The organism is Actinoplanes sp. NPDC049265 (genome assembly GCF_043197135.1).
GTDB lineage: Bacteria > Actinomycetota > Actinomycetes > Mycobacteriales > Micromonosporaceae > Actinoplanes.
The window spans coordinates 285,342-307,920 of record NZ_JBICSP010000009.1; the positions used below are offsets into that span (position 1 = coordinate 285,342).

The following is a 22,579-nucleotide window of genomic DNA, read 5'->3' on the forward strand; positions in this document are numbered from 1 at the left end:
GCCCACCGCGCAGGGTTACCACTCGGAACCCGAGTGGTAGGCCTGCGCGGTGACCCAGGACGGTCTCGCCACGCGGGGCTATCACTCGGAAGCGCGGTGGTAGTGCGCGCCGCTATCGATCGGCGGGCGGCGGCGGGGCGGTGCTGGCGCGCAGGACCAAGGTTGCCTCGGCGTGCTCGACGCGGGAGCTGTCGTCGGCCGGGCGGGTACGCAGGGCCAGCGACATCGCCCGGACGCCGATGTCTTCCAGGGGCAGGCGGACCGTGCTCAGCGGCGGCGTGACGTCGACCGAGATGGGCATGTCGTCGAAGCCGATCAGGCTCACCTCGCGGGGCACCGCGACGCCCCGCGAACGCAGGCAGGACAGCGCGCCGACGGCCATCGAGTCGTTCAGGGCGGCGATGGCGGTCAGCCCGGGAACGCGGTCGAGCAGGGTGGCCGCCGCGGCCGCGCCGCCGTTGCGGTCGAAGTCGGCGTACTCGATGTGCCTGGTGGTCAGCCGGTGGCCGTGGGTGCGGGCGGCGCGGCGCAGGCCGGCCAGGCGGTCGGTGGTGGTGGTCAGGTGGCGGGGGCCGGCGATCACCCCGATCGAGCTGTGGCCGAGGCGGTAGAGGGCGTCGGCGGCCAGCCAGCCGCCGTGTTCGTTCTGCGGCACTATCGCGTCGCCGGCGTGCTGGTGGCGGCCGATGACCGCGACCCGGCCGCCGGTGTCCTCGTACAGGCGCAGCTTGCGGTCGAGCCGGGCGGTGATCGGGGCGTCGTGGTAGCCCGAACCGGCCAGCACGATGGCGGCGGTCTGGTGGGCGTGCAGCAGGTCGACGTACGCCAGCTCGCGCTCGGGATCGCGGTAGCTGTTGCAGATGATCACCAGGCGGCCGCGCTCGGTGGCGACCCGTTGCAGGCCGCGGGTGATCTCGGCGAAGTACGGGTCGGACACGTCGTGCACGATCACGCCGACCGCGGTCCGGTCGGCCCGGGCGAGCTGCTGCGCGTTCGCGTTGGGCACGAACTGAAGCTCGGCCACCGCCGCCAGGACCCGCTCGCGCAGCTCCTCCCCGACCGGCTTGGGGCTGTTGTTGATGATGCGCGAGACGGTCGCAGTCGACACCCCGGCCCGCCGCGCCACATCCGCGAGAGTTGCCACGCCTGCACCCTAGCGGCTTTCCCAGGGCGCCGGTAACGTGCCAGGAAAGCGCTTACCTCTGGAGGTTCGGCCGATGGCGACGCGCGTACCGATCGGGATCCTGCTGAACGGCGTGACCGGGCGGATGGGTTACCGCCAACATCTGGTGCGGTCGCTGCTGGCCATCCGCGAGCAGGGCGGCGTACCGCTGACGAACGGCACCGTGCTGTGGCCGGAGATCACCCTGGCCGGGCGCAACGAGGCCAAGCTGCGTGACATCGCCGACCGGCACGGGCTCACCGAGGTGACCACCGACCTGGACGCGGCACTGGCCCGCGACGACCTCCAGATCTACTTCGACGCGCAGGTCACCAGCGAGCGGGAGAAGGCGATCACCGCCGCGATCACCGCCGGCAAGCACATCTACACCGAGAAGCCGACCGCCACCACGCTGTCCGGCGCGGTCGAACTGGCCCGCGCGGCCGACGCGGCCGGCGTGAAGCACGGCGCCGTGCAGGACAAACTGTTCCTGCCGGGGCTGCTGAAGCTGAGGCGGCTGGTCGACGGCGGCTTTTTCGGGCGGGTGCTGTCGGTGCGCGGCGAGTTCGGGTACTGGGTGTTCGAGGGCGACTGGCAGGCCGCGCAGCGCCCGAGCTGGAACTACCGGGCCCAGGACGGCGGCGGCATCACTGTCGACATGTTCCCGCACTGGCACTACGTGCTCGAGCAGATCTTCGGGACGGTACGCGCGGTCACGGCCCACGTGACGACGCACATCGGCGAGCGGTGGGACGAGGCCGGCCGGCGGTACGAGGCGACCGCCGACGACGCCGCGTACGGCATCTTCGAACTCGACGGCGGCGTCGTGGCCCAGATCAACTCGTCCTGGGCGACCCGGGTGTTCCGCGACGAACTGGTCGAGTTCCAGGTCGACGGCACCGAGGGCAGCGCCGTCGCCGGGTTGCGCCGGTGCCGGGCGCAGCACCGCTCGGCCACGCCCAAGCCGGTCTGGAACCCGGATCTGCCCGCCACCCACGACTTCCGCGCACAGTGGACCGAGGTGCCGGACAACGAGGAGTTCGACAACGGCTTCAAGGCGCAGTGGGAGATGTTCCTGCGCCACGTGGCCGAGGACTCCGCGTACACCTGGGATCTGTGGGCCGGGGCCCGCGGCGTGCAGCTGGCCGAGCTCGGCCTCCGGTCGGCCCGCGAGGGTCGCCGCGTCGAGGTGCCGGAGGTGTCATGACCGAGCGTAGCGAGGCGGTCCTCATCTGTTTCCGGTCGAGAGGCACAGCGCTGTGAACACGGTTCGTCTGCCGGACGGGCGATTCGAGCTCAGCGGATCCGGAGCGGAGTTCATCGACCCCAAAGGCCAGTTCAAGAGCAGGGTGGGGTACGCCGCGGCGCACGTCGTCGCCGATCCGAGGGCCGAGAACGTGCCCGGCGCCCCGCCCGTCGTCGACTGGGACGCGACACTGGCCGCGCGGCGGCACCTGTGGTCGTACGGTTTCGGGGTGGCCGAGGCGATGGACACCGCCCAGCGCGGCATGGGCCTGGACTACCCGCAGGCCCGCGAGTTGATCCATCGCTCGGCGGCGCAGGCCGGAGGCCCGATCTGCGCCGGCGTGGCCACCGACCAGCTTCCGCCCGGCCCGCATCCGCTCGACGCCATCCGGGCGGCCTACGCCGAGCAGCTGGAGGACGTCCAGGCCGCCGGGGCCGGCCCGGTGCTCATGTGCAGCCGCAATCTGGCCCTCTCGGCGCGGGGCGCAGGCGACTACCTCGACCTCTACGGCCGCCTCCTGAACGACGCGTCGGCGCCGGTCATCCTGCACTGGCTGGGGCCGGCGTTCGACCCGGCGCTGGCCGGCTACTGGGGTTCCGGCGATCCGGCCCGCGCCGCCGACACCGTCGTGGAGCTGATCGCCGCACATCCGTCCAAGGTGGGCGGGATCAAGCTCTCGCTGCTGGACCACGACTTCGAGGTGGCGCTGCGCCGCCGCCTGCCGGCCGGGGTGCGGCTCTACACCGGCGACGATTTCAACTACCCCGCGCTGATCCGGGGCGATGACCACGGGCACTCGGACGCGCTGCTGGGCGTCTTCGCCGCCATCGCGCCTCCGGCCGCCGCCGCCCTGCGGGCCTTGGACAACGCGGACTTCGTGGCGTACGACCAGATCCTCGAACCAACCGTGACCCTCGCGCGCCACCTTTTCGGCCGTCCCACCTGGTTCTACAAGACCGGCATCGTGTTCCTGGCCTGGCTGGCCGGCCGGCAGGACCACTTCACGATGGTGGCCGGGGCGCAGAGCGGCCGTTCGCCGGCCCATCTGGCCGGCCTGCTGCGGCTGGCCGACGCGGCCGGGCTGCTGCCCGACGCCGGGCTGGCCGCGGCCCGGGCGCGAGCCTTCTTCACGACCGCGGGGGTGGCCCAGTGATCGAACGTTTCTCGCTCAACCAGGCCACTACGAAGTACTGGCCGCTGCCCGCCCTCGCGGCCGGATGTGTCGAGGCCGGGGTGCGTCAGGTCGGGCTCTGGAGAGAGGACATTCAGGGGTACGGAGTGAAGGACTCGCGGCGGCTCATGGACGACCACGGGCTGACCGTGACGTCGCTGTGCCGTGGCGGCTTCTTCCACGACGACGGCTGGCTCGACGCCAATCGCAGAGCCATCGAGGAGGCCGCGATGATCGGCGCCCCGGTGCTGCTGCTGGTGTCCGGCGGCCTCCCGCCCGGCCGCCGCGACCTCGACGGCGCCCGCGCCCGCGTCGGCGAACGGATCGGCGAGCTGGTCCCCGACGCCCTCGCGGCCGGCGTCCAGCTGGCGATCGAGCCGCTGCACCCGATGTTCGCGTCCGACCGCTGCGTGGTGTCGACCCTGGCCCAGGCGCTCGACCTGGCCGCACCGCACCCACCGGCCGCGGTCGGCGTAGCGGTCGACACCTACCACCTGTGGTGGGACGACACCGTGTGGGCGCAGATCGAACGGGCCGGCCGCGAGGACCGCGTCGCCTGCTTCCAACTGGCCGACTGGGTCACGCCGCTGCCGGCCGGCGTGCTGCTCGGACGCGGCCTGCCCGGCACCGGCGCGGCCGACCTGCGCCGTTTCGTGGCCGCGGTCGACGCCACCGGTTTCACCGGCCCGATCGAGGTCGAGGTCTTCAACGAGGCCCTGTGGTCGCGTCCGGGCCCGGACATCCTGGCCGACACCCTGACGGCGTTCCGTTCGGTCGTCGCGCGAGAATGAGGTCATGACCGACGACTCCACGATGGATACCAGGATCCCGCACTCGGCGCGGATCTGGAACTACTGGCTCGGCGGCAAGGACAACTTCGAGGCCGATCGGGCGGCGGGCGACGAGGTCATCGCCCACATCCCCGACATCCCGGTCGGCGCGAAGTCCGAGCGGGCGTTCCTGAAACGCGTGGTCGGGTTCCTGGTCGAGCAGGCGGGCATCCGTCAGTTCCTCGACGTCGGCACCGGATTGCCGTCGGCCGACAACACGCACGAGGTCGCGCAGGAGCTCGACCCCCGTTGCCGGGTGGTCTACGTCGACAACGACCCGCTGGTCATGGTCCACGCGCGGGCGCTGCTGTCGAGCACCCCGGAGGGCACCTGCGACTACGTCGAGGCCGACCTGCGTGAACCCGGCACGATCCTGGCCGCCGCCCGGGAGACGCTCGATTTCACGCAGCCGATCGGGCTCATGCTGCTCGGGGTGGTCAACCATCTCATGGACGACGATGTGGCCTACGGCTCGGTCGCCCGGCTGGTGGAGGCCATGCCGGCCGGCAGCTTTCTGGTCCTCACCCACTCGACCGCCGAGATCCACGGCGAGCCGATGCTGCGGGTGATGCGGGAGACCACCGAGCGCGGCGGCACCCCGATCCGGGCCCGCACCAAGGTCGAGCTCGAACGCTTCTTCGACGGGCTCGACCTGCTGGAGCCCGGCGTCGTGACGTGCTCGCGCTGGCGTCCCGACCCGGACTCCGACGAGCCCGAGGTCTACCTCTTCGGCGGCGTCGGCCACATCGGCTGACGTTCAGTGGTAGGACCGGACGGCGCCCGGGCCCCGGAAACCGCCCCGGCCTACCACTGGGGTCTGTGCCGGCCCGTCAGCATCGGCCGACCTTCAGTGGTAGCCCCGGGCCCCGGATAGAGCCCCTGGGCTACCACGGGGTTGTGGCGGCCGTCAGGTGAACTGGAGGCGATAGTGGACGTGTTCGTCGACGCCACGCCCGGTCGAGACGCGGCGGGCGGCGCGGGTGGCCACGAACCGCGCGATCAGCCGGCGCCAGCCGCGGCCGGGCAACTCGCCGACCAGCGGGCGACCGGTGCGGCGCAGCGACCGGTACTGGGCCACGGCGGCCGGCTGGATCTCCTTGAACTCGATGTAGATGGCGCGGTTCTCCTTCGAGCCGAGGTACTCGAACGGCTCCGAGCCGGCGAGCTGCCGCACCGGGATGCCGACCAGGCGGATGTTGCGCCACGAACCACGGTCCATCATCGCCAGCGAATGGGTGACGCCGGCCCGCTGGCCCGCGGCCACGAAGGTGCGGTGCAGGATGGTGCTGACCTCGACATTGCGGTATTTCCGAGGCACCGCCAGCGTCGCGTAGTCCCAGACCAGGCCGTGGTCGAGGCCATGCGCGGCGACGATCTCCGAGATGGGTACGCCGAGGTACGCCGGCGCGTCCTCGAGCGTCTTGACGCGTACCCCGTGATCCTCGATGACCCGTACCACCCCGGCCGGTACGCCGTGCCTGCGGTCCAGCACGACGAAGAACAGGCTCCGGTCCTCGTACGGGCCGTACTCGGCGGTCATCACCGCGGCGTCGTTGCCGAAGCTCGCCTCGAACACCTCGCGCTCGACCACCCGGGCGACGTCGGCCAGTGGGTCGTCGGCGCCGACGACGAAGCACTCGTAGCGGCCGGTGGCCGGGTGCCCGGCCAGCGCGCGGGCCACGATGCGGGACTGGACCAGCGGCTCCATCTCGTAGCGGGACGGCGTACCCATCAGAACTCCCTGGCCACGATCTCGGTGGCGCCGAAGTACGCGCGGGTGAACGCGACTACGGTCCGTGGGTCGAACGCCTTGCAGGTGTAGACGTCGACACTGAAGAACGAGACCGGGCGCTCCCACGAGTAGAAGTGCGCGCCGGAGGTCTCCCAGTGGATCCAGCCGGCCCAGCCGTACAGGTCGCTGACGTGGGTGACCGGGTCGATCAGCGTGATCATGTCGGTGACCTCGGAGAGCCGCCGCAGGTAGTCGGTGATGTGCTCGTCCGTGATCAGGAAGCTCGGGTGACCCTCCACGACCAGACGCTGGCGATGGATCGTCGGCGCGAGGTCGCGGTAGGCGCCGTTCGTGCTAACGGTGGGTGATGTCAGCATGTCACGGTTAGTCATGATATTGCCGTCCTCGGGAGCGGGGGCGGAGAAGCCGGGGTAAATCGGACCGTCTTCCACGATGACTCCATGGTTACGCAGCGTCAATACGTCCGAGTTGCCATCCGGGTGCAGGTCGGTTGCCGGGTTTCCGGTCCGCGCTCGGGGCATCATGGGAGCGTGTCTCCGCGCCGGCGCTTCCTGGTCATGGCTGTGGGCGTACTCGTCGCCGCGGTCTTGATCTTCGTCGGTGTGCGCCTGGTCATCGCCCGCGGCGGTTCCGGGGAACGACCGGAGCAGGGGGCGCTCGGCACGGTGATTCTGGTGCCCGGGTACGGCGGCAGCCAGGTCTCGCTGAGCCGGCTGGCGCGGGTGCTGACCGCCGCCGGCCGGACCGCGACGGTGCTCACGCTGCCCGACGGCGGCACCGGTGACCTGCTCGCCCAGGCCGACACGCTGGACACGGCGGTGCACGCCGCACTCGACGCCGGCGCGCCCTCGGTCGACGTGATCGGCTACTCGGCCGGCGGCGTGGTCACCCGGCTCTGGGTCGACCGGCACGACGGCGCCACCGTGGCCCGGCGCATCGTCACACTCGGCTCACCGTTGCACGGCGCCAACCTGGCCGGGGCCGGCGCGGCCCTGGCCCCCGGCGCGTGCCCGGCCGCCTGCCGCCAGCTCGCCCCCGGCAGCGACGTGCTTTCCGGCATCGACGACGAGGACCTCCCGGCCGGCCTGCCCTGGCTGAGCATCTGGACGTCTGACGACGAAACGGTCCAGCCACCCGACTCGGCCGTCCTCGACGGCGCGGTCAACCTGCGGATCCAGAGCATCTGCCCGGCCGCGCGGGTCTCGCACGGCGCCCTGCCCACCGACCCCGCCGTGACCAAGATCGTGCTGACCGCCCTGGGCACCGCGCCCCTGGCCGCGCCGACGACCTGCCCGGCCTGAACCCGCCCTTCCTTTAATCGAGGAGTTCGCCGCAGGTCACGTTGGTGATCGCGCCGGTGATGGCGCTCGCGTGATCGGAGGCCAGGAAGGCGGCGGTACGCGCCACCTCCTCGAGGCGGGGCAGGCGGCCGAGCACCGTACCCCTCGCCTTGGCCCGGTCGAAGTCCGCCCGGCTGAGGCCCGCGTTCCCGGCGTGCATCGCGAAGACCTCGTCGACCCCCGCCGCGTCGGGCGAACCGGCCGAGCGAATGCAGTTGACCCGGACCCCGGATGGACCGGCCTCGACCGCCAGCGCCCGGGCGAACGACTCGACCGCCGCGCACTGCACCCCGAAACTGCCCGCCATCGGAATGGCCGTCCGATCGGGCGCCGCCGTAAGCATGAGAATGGCGCCGGAACCCTGCCGAACCATCCTCTTCCCGGCGGCCCGGGCGGTGATGAAATGGGTACGCAACCGCGCCTCCACACCCCGCACGAAATCGTCGGCCGACATGTCCAGCAGAGGCTGCCCCTGCACGTGGTCGACCCCGATCAGGTTGACGCTCACGTCCACCCGGCCGATCGCCGCCAGGTCCGCCGTCACGGCCGGCTCGTCCAGGGCGTCCACATCATCATGGGTACGCGCGTGGACGACGGCACCCTCATCGGCGAAGACTCGCGCCACGGCGGAACCGACCGCTCCCCCGGCGCCATAGATCACAGCGACCTTACCCTTCAACATGCGGCCATGGTTGCATGGTTGTACTTCTTAGTACAGACTCTGTACTTCGTGAGCCCGGCACGGACCTACGGCGACGGATGCGGAATCGCCCACGCACTCGATCTGATCGGTGAGCGGTGGGCGCTGCTGGTCGTACGCGAACTGTTCCTCGGCCCTTTGCGCTTCAGCGAACTGCGGGCCGGCCTGCCCGGCGCGAGCCCCACCCTGCTCGCCCAGCGGCTCCGCGACCTGGAACGTTCCGGGGTGGTCGCCCGCCGCCGGCTGCCCCCACCGGCGGCCGCGTCGCTGTACGAGCTGACCCGGCACGGCGCCGAGCTCGAGCCGATCCTGATCGCCCTCGGTTCCTGGGGACTGCGGTCGCGGCTCTCCCCCGCCGGCCCGGTCAGCCCGACCTCGGCCATGCTGACGCTGCGGACCTACCACCGCCCGGCCCCCGACTGGCCCGGCACCGTCGAGGTACGCCTGGGCGACCGGCGCTACCTGGTGAGCGCGGACGGCGACGCGTTCGTGGTGACGACCGGCGACCCGCCGCCCGGCACGCCCACGGTCACCAGTGACCCCGGCGGCCTGCTCGACCTGCTCGGCGACGAGCCGATCGTTCAGGCGGCGACCTTGCGGGCCACCCCGCAGAACTGATCGATCACCCGGTCGCCGTCGTCCTCCGGGTGCCACTGGGTGACCGAGACAAGGCCGGGCTCGACATACTCGAGCCCCTCGAAGAACCGGGCCAACCGCTCCGGGCTGCGCAGGTGGTAGGGCAACGCGGCCGACTCGTTCCAGATGCGGGCCACCTCGACCACCTCCGGGGTGATGTCGGTGCCGTCGTACAGGGCGAGATGGCTACCCACCGGCACCGCGGCCATCGCCCGGCGGACCAGGTCGCGCGCGACGGCGTCGTCCTCGACGTGGCCGAGCACGCCCATGAAGAACACCGCCACCGGCCGGTCGAGGTCGAGCGTCCGGGCCGCCTGCCCGAGCACGTTCTCGATGTCGTGGAGGTCGGCGGCCAGGTAGTCGGTCGCCCCCTCGGCGCTGCTGGTGAGCAGCGTACGGGCGTGGGCGAGGACCAGCGGATCGTTGTCGACGTAGACGACCCGGCTCTCCGGCGCGACGGCCTGGGCCACCTCGTGCGTGTTGTTGACCGCGGGCAGGCCGCTGCCGATGTCGAGGAACTGCCGCATTCCAGCCTCGGCGGTCAGATAGCGCACGGCCCGCACCAGGAAGGCGCGGCTGAGCCGGGCGTGCTCGGCCAGCTGAGGCTGGGTGGCCAGGATCTGGTCGCCGACCGCCCGGTCGACCTCGAAGTTGTCTGTGCCGCCGAGCAGATAGTTCCAGATCCGCGCGGTCTGCGGGATCGAGGTGTCGATCTCTTCGTTCGTCACCCGCCCATCCTCCCGCGTTGAGGCGCGCCCGGATCAGTTCGGTCGATGTATGGAGATGTATCAATCGAATAACGGCTGTGAACCGGTACGGGGGGCTACACGTCATCGTGCCCAGACGAAGGAGGTGCGCATGAGGCGCATTGCAGCGGCGGGTCTGGCACTCGTGGTGTCCGTCCTGACCGGAGGGACCGCGGCCTACGCGGCGCCGGGTGACGGCCGGATCCTCGGGGCCGGTGAGCCGGACGCCATCGCCGGCAGCTACATCGTGGTGCTGAAGGGCAAGACCGGCGCGAGCGCCTCGGCGAAGTCGCTGACCGCAGCGCACGGCGGCAAGGTCGGCCACGTCTACGAGCACGCGTTGCGGGGCTACTCCGCGCACCTGGCCGAGTCCGAGGCCAAGGCGCTGGCCGCCGACCCGGCCGTGGCCTACGTAGCCCAGGACCGCGTGGTCCACGCCGATTCGACCCAGCCCAACCCGCCGTCGTGGGGCATCGACCGCATCGACCAGCCCAAACTGCCGATCGACCACAAGTACGTGGACACCCAGACCGGGTCCGGCGTCACCGCCTACGTCATCGACACCGGCGTCCGGATCAGCCACACGGACTTCCAGGGCCGGGCCCGCTACGGGTGGAACTTCGTGGACAAGAACAACGACGCGAACGACTGCAACGGGCACGGCACACACGTCGCCGGGACGATCGGCAGCCGGACCTACGGCGTGGCCAAAGAGGTCCAGATCGTCGCGGTCAAGGTCCTCAACTGCGCCGGGAGCGGCAGCTGGACGGACGTGATCGCGGGCATCGACTGGGTGACCCAGAACGGCGCCGGGCACTCGTCGGTCGCCAACATGAGCCTCGGCGCGTCGGGAGCGTACCAGCCGCTCGAGGACGCGGTCCGCAACTCGATCAACGCGGGCGTGACGTACTCGTTGTCGGCCGGCAACGACAACGGCGACGCCTGCAACAGCACACCGGCCCGCACCCCGGAAGCGATCACCGTCGCCGCCACCGTCGACAACGACGCTCGGGCGAGCTATTCCAACTTCGGCGGTTGCGTGGACGTGTTCGCACCGGGCAGCGGCATCACCTCCGCCTGGAACGCCTCGGACTCGGCAACGCAGACCATCTCCGGCACCTCGATGGCCTCCCCGCACGTGGCCGGCGTGGCGGCGATCTTCCTGCAGCGTTACCCGGGTTCGAGCCCGGCGACCGTGCAGGCCGCGCTCACCCGCTGCGCCGTCGCCGGTGTCGTGTCCGACCCGGCCGGTTCGCCCAACCGCCTGCTGCAGACCCGCTGCTTCCTGCAGCCGTCGGGCGGCGACCGGGTCACCGCCGGCCAGGGCCTGATGAACACCAACACGGCGATCACCTCGCCCGACGGCCGGTTCCGGGCGGTCATGCAGCCGGACAGCAACTTCGTGCTCTACCAGAGCGGCTCGGCGATCTGGGCCAGCGGTCAGAAGGCGGCCACCTGGATCGTCAACCAGCCCGACGGCAACCTGGTGATGTACGCCTACGACGCCGCACCGGTCTGGGCCTCGAACACCGCCGGCAACGGTGCGTCGACCCTCGTCCAGCAGAACGACGGCAACCTCGTCCTCTACCGCGACAGCGACGGCCGGGCCGTCTGGGCCAGCGGCACCTGCTGCCGATAGCAGCGTTGACCCGGGACGTCGGCACCACTCAGTTGCTGATGTCCCGGGTCATGAAGTTGGCCCACGCCGCGCCCAGCAGCACGAGCAGAAAGACCAGCTGGATGCCCGCGCCGCGCTCGATGTCGCGCCACAGGACCGGGTCGCGGAAGAAGTCGATCCAGGCCAGCCAGTACCGGGTCGGCAGGTACGGCCGGATCGCCGCCGCCGCGTCTAGGGTCACCAGCACCTGGCTAGTCACCAGCACGGCCAGCGCGCCCATCGCCGCGCCCAGCCCGGAGTCGGTGATCGTGGAGAGGAACAGCGCGATCGCGGCCACCGAAAGCATCGACACCACGATGTACGCCACGGTCGCCAGCAACCGCAGGACCAGCCCGAACGGCGTGATCGTGACCCCGGACAGCGACGTCACGTCGGCCGGGATCGCCACACCGGCGGCCGGTTCGCCGCCGAACATGGTGATGCCGGTCAGGAACGACGTCAGCAGCACGGCGCCGATCGCGAACAGCACGAACACGATCAGCGCGACCAGCTTGGCCACCAGCAGCCGGGTCCGCCCGACCGGCCGGATCAGCAGGTAGCGCAGCGTGCCCTGCGCCGCCTCGCCGGCCACCGAGTCACCCGCCAGCACCGCCACCGACACCGGCAGGAACACGGGCATGACCAGGGCCATCGCCGCCGCCGGATAGAGCGAGCCGTTGCTCAGCACGGCCGACAGGAACGCACCGCCCTGCCCGGGTGGCGGCGGGATCCGGGTGGTCGCCAGGAACACCGCGACGACGAACGGCAGCGCACAGAGCAGACCGGTGATCACGTACGTGCGGGGCCGCCGGAACAGCTTCGCGATCTCGACCCGGATCATGCGACCCGGTCCGAGGACGTCGTGGTGGCCGCGAGGACCACCTGCTCCAGGGTCTGCCGCTCGGCGCCGATGGAGGTGACCCGGATGCCGGCCCGGAGAAGCTCGGCGTTGAGGTCGCCGGGGTCCGGATGCCGCACCGTCAGCAGCGGGCCGTCGCGCTGCTCGACCCGGCCGTCGAGCAGCGCCACCACGCGGTCCGGCTCCGGCGTACCCACCAGAACCCGGCCTGTCTCCGCGCGCAGCGCGGCCAGCTCGTCCTGCAGCACCAGGCGGCCGCGGTCCATCACACCGACCCGCGTGCACAGCGCGTCGATCTCGCCGAGCAGGTGGCTGGAGAGGAAGACCGTGGTGCCCTCAGCGTTGAGCTGGGCGAGCAGGTCGCGGATCTCGCGGATGCCGCGCGGGTCGAGGCCGTTGGTGGGCTCGTCGAGGACCAGTAGATCGGGTCGCCGCAGGAGCGCGGCGGCCAGGCCGAGGCGCTGACGCATACCCAGCGAGTACGCCTTGACCGGGCGTTTGTCGATGCCGGCGAGACCGACCCGCTCCAGCGCCTCGCCGACCCGTCGCCGGCGGTCGGTGCGCGAGCCACCCGGCCCGGCCGCGTCCATCAGCGCCAGGTTGGCCCGGCCGTGCAGATGCGGATACAGGCCCGGCCCCTCGACCATGGCGCCGATCCGGGGCAGCGCCTCGCGTACCCGTCCCGGAACCGGCACCCCCAGCACCTCGATCTCGCCGCGGGTGGCGAAGACCAGTCCGAGCAGCATCCGGACCAGCGTGGTCTTGCCCGAGCCGTTGGGGCCGAGCAGCCCGTACCGGTCGCCCGCGCGCACGTCCAGGTCGACGTCGTACACGGCGGTGACCTGCCCGTACGTCTTGACCAGGCCCTTTGTTGTGATCATGGGGTACTCCGGGCGAGGTCGGCGGCGACGCGGCGCAGCACGGCGGGCTGGACGAAACCGGCGACCAGATAGACGCGCTCGGTACGTACGGCGAGGATGGTCAGCAGGCCGGTGGCCAGGATCGCGCCGTGGCCGCCGTCGAGGTGCACGTCGGTTCCGTAGGTGCCGACCCGCTCGTACGCGTCGTTGCCGAAGCGGCCCGGCAGGCGAATCACCACGAACTGCGCGAGCCCGTCACCGTACGTGGCGGCCGAGGTGAGCCCCTGCACCGCCGTACGCCGCTGCTCGCCACCCAGCGTCGCCGGCAGCTCGCCGCCGCGTCCCCGCCGGGCGATCTGGCTGAGCAGGTCGGGCGCGTTGGTCACCTGCAGGTCGTCCCGCGGCGGAGGCGTGACCGTGCCGGCCGCCGGCGCCTTCAGGTCGAGCTGCAGGAACCGGGTGGTGAAGACCGGACGCTCGCCGCCCTTCGCGGTCACCTCGGCCTGCAACGGCAGCCCGCTGCCCGGGTCGGCCCACACGTCCACGTGGTCGATCGTGGTGTCCGGCGACGTCGGCCGGATGCGCAGCCCCGCCGCGTCCCGGCCGGCCACCCGCTTGCCCTCGATCGCCGTCACCCGGTCGCCCGCGGACAACTCGAGCATCCTCCGCACCAGCTCGGGCGGGACCAGGTCGGCCGGGCGGGGCAGGCGGACCGGCTGCTCACCGACGACCTGGGTCAGCCGGTCGTCGCCGAAGTCCCAGATCCACTGGCTGCCCAGGTATTGGTAGGTGTCCCGCTCGGTGGCGCCGTCGATCACGTCGACCCGCCAGCTGTCCGGGTTCGCATACCAGACCCGCATCTCGGTGCGGCTCGACAGCGGCCGGCTGATCTCGGTGAGATTCGGCAGCGGCGGCAGCGGGAGGAGGCCGCTGCTCTGCGCGTACCCGGTGAATGCCCTCTTTCCGGACGCGGCCATCATCTGCCGCAGCCCCCGCGGATCGCTCACTGTCGCTGCCGGTGCGGGCCGCCGATTCAAGACGATGGGTACGCTGCAGAGCACGCCGACGACGAGGAGAACCACGCCCCATCGCCGCCACGCCTGCCCGCGCACCACCGTCATTGGTTGCATAGTCAAGCAAAGGTACCTCGCCCCTGATCAGGCGCGTTGCACCCTTCGCGGTTGCCCCTTCGGACAGGGGGATCAACAGGCCCACCCTCAGCCCGCCGATCCGGCCTACCGTGACCCTCATGTTCTGCCGTCCGGACCGCTGCCACCCACCCCGCGATACCACCGCGCCCGAGCCCCCACCGACCCCACCCAAGGCGTGCGTGGTGGTCCGCTCCCCGAGCCGCTGGCAGCACAAGCCCCGCCGCTCCGGCCGGTACGCGGCCTACGGCCCCCGCTCCCGCTGACCGCCGACGTCACCAGAGCTGGTCCACCACGAAGTCGAGGGCTCGGGTGATGGCGGCCCGGGACTCGTCGTTGTCGTCGAGCTGGTCAATGGCCGGAACGCGTCACATGCCCCACCTGTCGACCTATGGCCTGCACCGGAGCCTGGTCGGTCGAGTGGGGCCCGGCCAACGTCCGGGTCAACGGCATCGCCCCGGGCAACGTGTCGAGCGAGAACGTCGTCGAGTTCATGGGGCCGAGAAGTTCCAGACGATGGCCGAGACCAGCCCGCTCGGCCGGCCGGTGGCGGTCCTCACCGGGGCCGGGGCCGGCCGGGGGTGGACACGGTCAGCCCCCGTCACTCAGGACAGCGGCGTGGATGGCCTCGGCGACGGTCTCGGTGGCGACCGCGCGGAGCAGGTCGACGTCGACGTCGGCGGTGACCTCCCCGGTGGCCAGGGCGACCAGGGCGTCGCCGTCGTAGCGGGAGTGCGCCGGGTGGATGGCCCGGGCGTACCCGCTGTGGCCGCTCTGGGCCAGCAAAAAGCAGTCGGTCTTGGACAGGACGGCCGTGGTCAGCACGACACCGATGGTCGTGTTCTGCATCTCGAAGCCGCGGGCGGGTGCGCTCGGCGGGACGCCGGGACGATCGGTGACATCACCCCAGGCGTTGACCGCGATCAGGGCGGCCACCTGGACCGGCCCGGCGTCCCGGATGGCCACGCCGACACCGCCGGGGTCGCGGCGGCCGCGCCACTTGCCGATGGTCGCGCCGGTGCCCGCGCCCACCCGTCCCGAGGCCAGCGGCTCACCCGCGTACGCGGACTCGGCGGCGGCCCGGCCGGACGCGGCATCCGGTGGCGTGCCGCCCGCCGACGCGTCGAACAGGGACAGGCCGACCACGATCGGGACCGGCCCGACCGGCGTCCCGAAGCCCTGGCCACGCTCGCGCAGCAGATCGGCCACGCCGGTCGCGGCGGACAACCCGAACGCCGAACCGCCGGACAGGACCACCGCGTCCACCCGGTTGACCAGGCGGGACGGGTCGAGCAGGGCAAACTCGCGGGTTGCCGGGGCACCCCCGCGGACCTCGCCCGACCCGACCGTGCCGGGCGGTGGCAGGATCACCGTCACCCCGGTGCCGGCGCCCGTCCAATGGCCCGCGTACGCGGTCAGGAGCTGCGTCATAGGGCCAAAGCTAGCCGCCCTTGTGTCGCACACCGGACGTATCAGCCAACGACACGGACGCTCAGGGAAGTATCGGGGCGCTGCGGGATGAACCGCGGCGGAACGACGCGGGGAGCCGGTTCTCCCCGCCGAGCGAACGTGAGGGATGGATGGAGGCACCCGACCACAACGGTGGCGCGGATCTGATCGCGCGGGCCGCGGCGGGCGACGGGACCGCCTGGGACGAGCTGACCGAGCAGTACACACCTCTGCTCTGGTCGGTGGCGCGGGCGATGCGGCTCAACGAGGCCGACGCCGCCGACGCGGTGCAGGCCACCTGGCTGCGGCTGGTGGAAAAACTGGACACCATCCGGGAACCGGAGCGGATCGCGGGCTGGCTGTCCACGACCATCCGGCGGGAGTGCCTCGCGATCCTGCGGCAGCGCACCAAGTCAGTGCCGCACGACGACTTCGACGACCTGCCCGACGAGGGTGGCCCGGGCGTGGACGACGGTGTCCTGCGCGACGAGCGCGACCGGGCGCTCTGGCGGGCGTTCAGTCAGATCTCGGCCCAGTGCCGCTCGCTGCTCCGGGTTCTGATGTCCGACCCGGCGCCGAGCTACGCGACGGCGGCGGTCGCCCTGGACATGCCGATCGGCGGGATCGGGCCGACCCGGCAACGCTGTCTCAACTCCCTGCGACGGATCATGGCGGTGGCCTCGTGAGCTCTGTGGATGACGAACTCCTGGACGATCTGCGCCGATTGGCCGCGCTGGTCGACCCGGTGCCCCAGCACGTACGCGACGCGGCCCGCGCCGCCTTCCTCACCCGCGACATGGACGCGAAGCTGGCCGAGCTGATCGCCGACTCGACGGCGGACGCCGATTTCGAGCCGGTGCGGCAGGCCACCGACGAACGGTTGTTGTCCTTCCAGGCGGAAGGCACCCAGGTCGAGATGACGGTACGCGCGGAAGGCGCCGGCTGGACCATGATGGGCCAGGTGTTCGGGGCGGGCGCGGGCACCGCCTCGGTCGAGAACGGTGGGCGGTCCACCACCCCGCTCGCGCTCGACGACCTGGGCCGGTTCCTGATCACCGACCTGGCCAGCGGCCCGATCCGGCTGCGCTGCGAGCTGCCCGGCGGCGACTCCCTGGTCACGTCCTGGGTGATCTTGTGACCCACAGTGGTAGCCCAACGCGGCCTTCCACGCCCGGACACCGCCCAGGTCTACCACCACAAACCCACAGTGGTAGCCCAACGCCGCCTACCACGCCCGAGCACCGTCGTGGGCTACCACTGGAGGGGGCGGGGCGGGGCGGGTCAGCGGCCGAGGGAGACGAAGGACCAGGCCGTGGCCAGCAGGATGACGTCGGTGGAGGCGGCGGCCGCCTGGCGTACGTCGCGCAGCGCGGCACCGAAGCCCCGGCCGGCCCGCAGCCGCTCGTGGAAGTCGGCCATCAGCGCACTGGTCACCGCGTCGTTGACCGGGACCACGCTGGCCAGCAGGCTGCGGGTGCCCAGCGGGATGAGCGCGCTGACCATGCCGAGCAGTTCGTCGGTGCTGACCGGCGCGGCCACGCCACTCTCGCAGCTGGAGAGGACCAGGTGGGCCGGCGCGCGGCGCAGGCGCCCGAGGTCATAGACGGTCAGCGGCCCGTCGTCCAGGGACAGGCTGGAGAACAGCGGGTTGTCACCGCGGAAGACGCCGTGCGCGGCGATGTGGGCGGTCCACGCGCCGTCCAGCGCCGAGAGCACGGCGTCGGCCGTCGCGCTGCCGTCCTCGAGGACTGTGGCCTGGGGGTAGGTGCGGGCGATGTGCTTGATCTCGAGGCCGGTGCCGTCGAGTTCGGGGCCGCGGACCAGCACGACCCGGCGGCCACCGGTGTGCCCGGTGTCGCCCGCCCGCAGCCAGGTGGCCAGCGACGGCGACACCACGAACGGGCTTTCGCGCAGCGCCGGCAGCATGCCCCAGGGCACCGAGTGCAGGATGGCCGGCGGCACCACCAGCACCGGGCCGTCGCCGAGGACCTGGGCGGCCGGGCCGAGCAGGGCGCGTTCCAGGGCGGCGCCGGCAGCGTCGAGGGCAGGGCCGGCGCCGGCGGGCGGGCGGCCACGGGCCAGCCGGCGCAGGGCGAAGCGGGCCAGCTCGACCTCGCGGACGGCGGTCGCGAGAGGACCGACCAGATGGGTACGGGCGCGGCCGGCGGCCACGGTGGTCGCGTAGAGGATGCCGTCCAGGAACGTCAGGGTGACCAGGGTGTGCTCGCCCAGCGCGGTGAGCGGGTCGGGGGCTTTGTCCGTACCCGGCTGATCGGTCTGGGCGTGCGTGCCGGAGACCCGGCGGGTGCGCGCCCGGATCGCACCCTCCAGAGCCCGGCGTTCCTGCTCGATCTGCCGCACCGGCGCCCCGGCCGCGCGGGCGTCGGCCAGCCGGCCCTCGACCGAGCGCAGCGCCGCCATCTCGGCCGCCAGCTCGGGGTCGTCCGGCGGGCGCACCGGGGCGACGGCCAGCCCACCGGCACGCCAGCGCTCGCTCCAGCGCAGCAGCATCCGGGCGTCACCGCGGGCGACCGCCTCGCGCTGGGCCAGTTCGACCAGCTCGATGCCGTGCACGGTGGCGTGCGCCAGCAGCTCGGGGGCGGCCAGGGTGCGCCGGTGGTTCTCGGCCGCGCGCAGCCCGAAGCGGCAGGCGGCCAGCATCGCGCGGGTGTCACCGCGCTCCTTGGCCCGCAGCGCGTGGGCCAACCAGCCGACCGCGTGACCGAAGCTGGGACCGCGGTTGCGGAAGTGCGCGGCCCGGGCCAGGTGCCGGTCGGCGTCGGCGTGCCGGCCCCGTTCGGCGGCGAGCCGGCCGGCCAGCAGGTGCGCGGCGGGCGCCTCGAGGGCGTCCAGGGAGTCGAGCCGGTCGGCCAGCTCACCGGCCCGGGTGACCAGCCGGCCGTCGCGGTGGCCCTCGGCCCAGCGGGACTGCAGCACCACGAACGACGCGCGGGCGTGCCAGCGGTCGCGGCCCTGGCGGCGGAACAGGTCGCGGGCGGCGGCGGCGCGTTCGGCGGCCAGGGCCGGGCGACCGGCGGCGTAGGCGGCCTGACCGGCGGCGAACAGGAACTCGGCCGCCTTGGTGGCGGCGCCGCCGCGCGCGGCGTGGTCCCGGACGGTCTCCTCGGCGACGGTCACGGCCTCGGTGAACAGGCCGGCGGCGAGCAGTACGGAGCAGCGGTCGGCGGCCAGGGCGTACGAGTAGAAGTGCACGCCGAGCCGGGCGTACCGGTCGGCTGCGGCGTCCAGAAAGCTCAGCGCGCCGGCCAGGTCACCGGCGAAGTAGGCCAGGTCGGAACGGTTGTGCAGCACGTTGGCCAGTTCCATGTCCTGGCCGAGCTCGGAGAAGAGCCGTTCCGCCTCGCTCAGATCACGGTCGGCGCGCGCGGTCTGGCCGACCGCACACCAGACCAGGAAACGGTGCATCCGGGAGCGGGCTTCCCAGAGCTGGTCGCCGCCGCGGCGCAGCAGGCTGATCGCCCGGCGCAGGTCTTCGAGGGCCTGGTCGTAACGGCCGAGGACGCGCAGCAGGCTGGCCCGGCGCATCAGGTTGCGGCCGCCGGCCACGCCGCGGACACCGGCCACGGCCTCGTCGAGCATCGCCAGGCCGGGTCGCGTACGCCCGGCGAACCCCAGCGTGAGACCGAGCGTCGCCTGCACGTCGGCGACCCGCTCGGCCTGACCGGACGCGCGAGCGTCCCGCAACGCACGACGCAGCTCGGTGATCGCGGCCGCGCTGTTGCCACCGTCGCGCAACACGATGGCCCGAGCCTGACGGGCCATCGACGCGACGCGCGCCTCAGGGCGACCGGCCAGGATCTGGTCGGCCTCCCGTAACGCCTCGGCCGGGCGGGACAGTGCCAAGGACAGCAGCCGCTCGGACGTCAGGCCAGCTGACGACACGCGCCAATACTAGGAGAGACGATGAGTGACGAACGAACGGGTTCCCGACCGGAGACCCGCCAGCAGGCCCAGCTCCGTCTGCTCCGGGAGAGATTCCGCCAGCGCGGGATCGACATCGCCCCCGGACCGGAGAACTGGGAGGAGACCGGGGTCGAGTTCCACTACGAGCCGGAGTCCATGCTGGTCGAGGATCAGCACGCCAAGGCCGTGCAGGATCACCTGTGGAGCCTGAACATCACGTGTGAGCTGCGGGAGCGGACCCCGGCCACGCCCGGTTACCGGGTGATGCACGTTCCGGGCGGCACGATGACCGCTATCGGTGAGGTGGAGCGGGTGATGGGCCGGGGCCTGGTCGCGGCCAACCATCTGGTACACATCGCCGGTGAGGCGGGCAACTGCCCGGCGTCGGAGCCGGTCCCGGTGCCGCCGGACACCAAGCCGGTGCCCGCGGTCAACTCGGACCCGACCGCCGGCGCGGGCATCCGGGTGGTGGTGGCCGACACCGGCCTGGACCCGGAGGCGACCAAGCGCTCGCCGTGGCTCGAGGGCGTCACCGGTGATCTGGACCGGGGCATCCTGGAGAACCCGATGACCGAGTACGCGGGCCACGGCACCTTCATCGCCGGTGTGATCCGCTGCCTGGCGCCGGCGGCCGAGGTGCATGTGCGGGCCAGCTTCGAGCCCGGTGGCGCCCGGTTCGAGACCGAGCTGGTGGACGCGCTGATGGACATCCTCGACTCGGACAGCCCGGACATCATCAACTTCTCGGCCGGCACCTGGACGCACCGTTCGCGGGACCTGCTCTCGATCCAGTTGTTCGGCCGGCGCCGGCTGCGGCTGCACAAGGGTGTGCTGCTGGTCGCCGCGGCCGGCAACGACGGGGTGCGGCAGCCGTTCTGGCCGGCGGCGTCGCCGTACGCGGTGTCGGTGGGCGCGCTCAACCCGTCGATGACCGAGCGGGCGACGTTCAGCAACTTCGGTGGCTGGGTGGACGTCTACGCGCCGGGCGAGGACCTGGTCAACGCCTTCCCGGTCGGCACCTACATCGGTGAGGAGCCGCCCAACAAGGGCGTGAAGATGCACTACAAGGGCATGGCCAAGTGGAGCGGCACGTCGTTCGCCACGCCGGTGATCGCCGGCCTGACCGCGGCGCGGATGTCGAAGACGGGCGAGAACGGGGTGACCGCGGCCCGGAGCCTGATCACTCAGGCCCAGGACTCGGCCATCCCCGGACTCGGTGCCATCGCCCGGCCCGAGTTCAACTTCAACGACTAGGAACGGGCCAGGGGGAGGTCGATGCGGGAGACGCCGAGGCGGACGCCCACCTCGGTGCCGGCCGGGTAGCGCAGCGTGTGGTCCCGGTCGGTGGAGATGATCACCAGGCCGATCCGGTGGCCCAGGGCGAAGACGTGGTCGGTGGTCTGCAGATCCCACTTCACCGTGTACGTCTGACCCGGCGCGATCGCCTCGGTGACGTTGCGGCCGTGCCGGTTGCGGACGTCGGCCCAGCCGCGGGTGACGACCTCGTACGGCGTCGGCGCGGTGACGTACTCGCTGCGGTTGAAGCAGCCCGGGTCCTCCGGGATGCCGGGGCCGACGCAGTCCTGCCCGGGCACGGCGCGGCGGCCGGCGTACCGGTCGGCGGTGCCGTAGTCGACCAGCAGCGCGGTCAGGTACGGCGACTTGCCGTCCAGGTCGGCACGAACGGTGATCTCCGGGGTGCCGGAGAGTCGCGTCTCGGCGGTCAGGGGCGCGGTCTGGAAGGCGAGGCGTCCGGCGTCGGCCGCTTCCGGGTTCGCGGCCAGGTTCTCGGCCGTACGCGCCGGGTCGTCCGTGAAGGAGGCCCGGCGGGACCGGCCGGCCACCGGGGACAGCTCGCCGGCCGGGGCGACATACCAGGCCGAGGTGCGGGCGCTCGGGATGGGCCAGCTCTTCGCGGTCTTCCAGACGTTCGGTGCCACCTCGACGTCGGCCATCGGCTTGCTCATGATGTCGTTGTCGATGCCGTACAGCCAGTGGTCCAGCCAGGCGTGCAGGGTGTCCAGCCACTCGGCCCGGCGGATCGAGAACGGATCGGCGTGCGCGCCCTGGTGCAGCCAGATCTTGCGGGGCACGTTGTTGCGGGCCAGCCGGTCCCACCACTGCCCGGCCTGGCCGGTGCGCACGTTCATGTCGTGCAGGCCGTGCACGAGCAGCACGCTGGCTTTGACCTTGTCCGCGTCGCGGGTGTAGTCGCGCTCGGCCCAGTATTTCGAGTAGTCGCCGGTGACCCGGTCCTGGGCGGCCTCGATCGCGTCCATCGCGGCGGCGCAGACTCCCGGGTGCGCCCGGGTGAGGACGGCGCGGGCGAGTACGTCGAGGTCCTCGCCCTGGAAGCCGCCGGGGGCGACGACTCCGCCGTTGGCGCGGTAGTAGTCGTACCAGGAGGAGATGGCCGCGATCGGCACGATCGTCTCGAGGCCCTCGACGCCGGTGGAGGCGACCGCGTTGGGCAGTGTCCCGTTGTAGGAGACGCCGATCATCCCGGTCTTGCCGCTGCTCCAGCCGGCGCTGATCGGTGCGCCGGCCGCGTCCCAGGCCTTGGCCCGGCCGTTGAGCCAGTCGACGACCGCCTTCATGCCGAGCGTCTCGTTGCGGCCGCCGGAGGTCGGGCAGCCGTCCGAGCCGCCGGTGCCCAGGCTGTCCGCGAACACCACGGCGTACCCCCGCGGTACGAAGTAGTTGTCGAGGTAGCCGGAGAAGGTGATCGTCTCGGCGCGGTTCGTTCCCGGTGCTGCCGCACGCCGCGAGTCGGACCCATCGCGGTCCACGTCGTCGTGGTTGGGCACGTCGTTGAGGCCGGCGTAATACGGGCTGGCCTGGAAGATCACCGGGATCTTGTGGTCCACCCCGGACGGCCGGATGATCCGCACCGCCACCCGGTCGCGTTCGCCGTCGCCGTCGCTGTCCACCGGGGTCTGCACCCACACCTGCTCGCGGACGGCGGTGGCGTAGTCGTAGCGCGGCTCGGTGCCGCTCGGTGGCGCGGCCGAGGCCGGTGCGGCGACCGGTAACAGCAGGGCGGAACTCAGGACGGCGAGAAGCACACCACGCGTACGCACGCGGTCACCCTATCGGGT

The 22,579-nt window shown here is 72.1% G+C and carries 22 protein-coding genes; 11 read left to right on the forward strand and 11 right to left on the reverse strand.

The window, feature by feature from the left end:
- Positions 1-112: 112 nt before the first annotated feature.
- Positions 113-1,144 carry a LacI family DNA-binding transcriptional regulator gene (locus tag ACGFIO_RS23005; protein WP_392828407.1) on the reverse strand — a complete coding sequence of 344 codons (1,032 nt, stop codon included), beginning with the start codon at positions 1,142-1,144 and terminating at the stop codon, positions 113-115.
- Positions 1,145-1,217: 73 nt separating this feature from the next.
- Between ACGFIO_RS23005 and ACGFIO_RS23010 the strand changes: the two genes are divergently transcribed.
- From ACGFIO_RS23010 to ACGFIO_RS23025, 4 genes are read left to right on the forward strand one after another with little or no spacing between them, the layout of a single operon-like run.
- Positions 1,218-2,369 carry a Gfo/Idh/MocA family protein gene (locus tag ACGFIO_RS23010; RefSeq protein WP_392828409.1) on the forward strand — a complete coding sequence of 384 codons (1,152 nt, stop codon included), beginning with the start codon at positions 1,218-1,220 and terminating at the stop codon, positions 2,367-2,369.
- A gap of 52 nt (positions 2,370-2,421) precedes the next feature.
- On the forward strand, positions 2,422-3,561 hold the full coding sequence (locus ACGFIO_RS23015) for a DUF993 family protein (protein WP_392828411.1): 1,140 nt from the start codon (positions 2,422-2,424) through the stop codon (positions 3,559-3,561).
- On the forward strand, positions 3,561-4,370 hold the full coding sequence (locus tag ACGFIO_RS23020) for a sugar phosphate isomerase/epimerase family protein (RefSeq protein WP_392828522.1): 810 nt from the start codon (positions 3,561-3,563) through the stop codon (positions 4,368-4,370). Before ACGFIO_RS23015 ends, ACGFIO_RS23020 begins: the two co-directional genes overlap by 1 nt.
- A gap of 4 nt (positions 4,371-4,374) precedes the next feature.
- Positions 4,375-5,163, forward strand: coding sequence for an SAM-dependent methyltransferase (locus ACGFIO_RS23025; RefSeq protein ID WP_392828413.1), 789 nt, complete (start codon positions 4,375-4,377; stop codon positions 5,161-5,163).
- A 153-nt stretch (positions 5,164-5,316) separates the two neighbouring features.
- On the opposite strand, the gene ACGFIO_RS23030 is transcribed toward ACGFIO_RS23025, so the two are convergent.
- Entirely contained in the window at positions 5,317-6,141 is an 825-nt protein-coding gene (locus ACGFIO_RS23030) for a hypothetical protein (RefSeq protein WP_392828415.1), read from the reverse strand.
- Positions 6,141-6,533, reverse strand: a complete 393-nt coding sequence (locus ACGFIO_RS23035) for an S-adenosylmethionine decarboxylase (protein ID WP_392828417.1) — start codon at positions 6,531-6,533, stop codon at positions 6,141-6,143. The genes ACGFIO_RS23030 and ACGFIO_RS23035 overlap by 1 nt, the downstream gene beginning before the upstream one ends.
- A gap of 159 nt (positions 6,534-6,692) precedes the next feature.
- Here ACGFIO_RS23035 and ACGFIO_RS23040 point away from each other — a divergent pair, with 159 nt between their 5' ends.
- A complete protein-coding gene (locus ACGFIO_RS23040; RefSeq protein WP_392828419.1) occupies positions 6,693-7,463 on the forward strand; it encodes an esterase/lipase family protein in 771 nt (256 codons plus the stop codon).
- Between the two features lie 13 nt (positions 7,464-7,476).
- On the opposite strand, the gene ACGFIO_RS23045 is transcribed toward ACGFIO_RS23040, so the two are convergent.
- Positions 7,477-8,184, reverse strand: coding sequence for an SDR family NAD(P)-dependent oxidoreductase (locus ACGFIO_RS23045; RefSeq protein WP_392828421.1), 708 nt, complete (start codon positions 8,182-8,184; stop codon positions 7,477-7,479).
- A 48-nt stretch (positions 8,185-8,232) separates the two neighbouring features.
- Between ACGFIO_RS23045 and ACGFIO_RS23050 the strand changes: the two genes are divergently transcribed.
- Positions 8,233-8,820 (forward strand): winged helix-turn-helix transcriptional regulator, encoded by a 588-nt coding sequence (locus tag ACGFIO_RS23050; protein ID WP_392828422.1) that lies wholly within the window; start codon positions 8,233-8,235, stop codon positions 8,818-8,820.
- Here the strand turns inward: ACGFIO_RS23050 and ACGFIO_RS23055 are convergent.
- Complete coding sequence (locus tag ACGFIO_RS23055) at positions 8,784-9,566, reverse strand: SAM-dependent methyltransferase (protein ID WP_392828424.1); 783 nt, start codon at positions 9,564-9,566, stop codon at positions 8,784-8,786. The genes ACGFIO_RS23050 and ACGFIO_RS23055 overlap by 37 nt on opposite strands.
- Positions 9,567-9,696: 130 nt before the next feature.
- Here ACGFIO_RS23055 and ACGFIO_RS23060 point away from each other — a divergent pair, with 130 nt between their 5' ends.
- Positions 9,697-11,223, forward strand: coding sequence for a S8 family serine peptidase (locus ACGFIO_RS23060; RefSeq protein WP_392828426.1), 1,527 nt, complete (start codon positions 9,697-9,699; stop codon positions 11,221-11,223).
- Positions 11,224-11,251: 28 nt separating this feature from the next.
- Here the strand turns inward: ACGFIO_RS23060 and ACGFIO_RS23065 are convergent, their stop codons facing one another.
- From ACGFIO_RS23065 to ACGFIO_RS23075, 3 genes are read right to left on the reverse strand one after another with little or no spacing between them, the layout of a single operon-like run.
- On the reverse strand, positions 11,252-12,082 hold the full coding sequence (locus ACGFIO_RS23065) for an ABC transporter permease (protein ID WP_392828428.1): 831 nt from the start codon (positions 12,080-12,082) through the stop codon (positions 11,252-11,254).
- The gene (locus ACGFIO_RS23070) at positions 12,079-12,981 is read right to left on the reverse strand and encodes an ABC transporter ATP-binding protein (protein ID WP_392828430.1); all 903 of its coding nucleotides are present in this window, start codon (positions 12,979-12,981) and stop codon (positions 12,079-12,081) included. The genes ACGFIO_RS23065 and ACGFIO_RS23070 overlap by 4 nt, the downstream gene beginning before the upstream one ends.
- Entirely contained in the window at positions 12,978-14,081 is a 1,104-nt protein-coding gene (locus ACGFIO_RS23075; protein WP_392828432.1) for a hypothetical protein, read from the reverse strand. The genes ACGFIO_RS23070 and ACGFIO_RS23075 overlap by 4 nt, the downstream gene beginning before the upstream one ends.
- Positions 14,082-14,209: 128 nt before the next feature.
- On the opposite strand from ACGFIO_RS23075, the gene ACGFIO_RS23080 reads away from it, so the two are divergent.
- Complete coding sequence (locus ACGFIO_RS23080; protein ID WP_392828434.1) at positions 14,210-14,374, forward strand: hypothetical protein; 165 nt, start codon at positions 14,210-14,212, stop codon at positions 14,372-14,374.
- 325 nt (positions 14,375-14,699) lie between these two features.
- On the opposite strand, the gene ACGFIO_RS23085 is transcribed toward ACGFIO_RS23080, so the two are convergent.
- Entirely contained in the window at positions 14,700-15,539 is an 840-nt protein-coding gene (locus ACGFIO_RS23085) for a P1 family peptidase (protein ID WP_392828435.1), read from the reverse strand.
- Between the two features lie 149 nt (positions 15,540-15,688).
- Here ACGFIO_RS23085 and ACGFIO_RS23090 point away from each other — a divergent pair, with 149 nt between their 5' ends.
- Together ACGFIO_RS23090 and ACGFIO_RS23095 are read left to right on the forward strand one after the other, a co-directional pair.
- Positions 15,689-16,243: an RNA polymerase sigma factor gene (locus ACGFIO_RS23090; RefSeq protein ID WP_392828437.1), complete on the forward strand. Its 555-nt coding sequence runs from the start codon at positions 15,689-15,691 to the stop codon at positions 16,241-16,243.
- Entirely contained in the window at positions 16,240-16,695 is a 456-nt protein-coding gene (locus tag ACGFIO_RS23095) for a hypothetical protein (protein WP_392828440.1), read from the forward strand. The genes ACGFIO_RS23090 and ACGFIO_RS23095 overlap by 4 nt, the downstream gene beginning before the upstream one ends.
- A 143-nt stretch (positions 16,696-16,838) precedes the next feature.
- On the opposite strand, the gene ACGFIO_RS23100 is transcribed toward ACGFIO_RS23095, so the two are convergent.
- Positions 16,839-19,460 (reverse strand): CHAT domain-containing protein, encoded by a 2,622-nt coding sequence (locus tag ACGFIO_RS23100; RefSeq protein ID WP_392828441.1) that lies wholly within the window; start codon positions 19,458-19,460, stop codon positions 16,839-16,841.
- Positions 19,461-19,481: 21 nt separating this feature from the next.
- On the opposite strand from ACGFIO_RS23100, the gene ACGFIO_RS23105 reads away from it, so the two are divergent.
- Positions 19,482-20,735, forward strand: a complete 1,254-nt coding sequence (locus ACGFIO_RS23105) for a S8/S53 family peptidase (protein WP_392828443.1) — start codon at positions 19,482-19,484, stop codon at positions 20,733-20,735.
- Here ACGFIO_RS23105 and ACGFIO_RS23110 read toward each other — a convergent pair.
- Complete coding sequence (locus ACGFIO_RS23110) at positions 20,732-22,561, reverse strand: Xaa-Pro dipeptidyl-peptidase (protein WP_392828445.1); 1,830 nt, start codon at positions 22,559-22,561, stop codon at positions 20,732-20,734. The genes ACGFIO_RS23105 and ACGFIO_RS23110 overlap by 4 nt on opposite strands.
- Between the last annotated feature and the right edge of the window lie 18 nt (positions 22,562-22,579).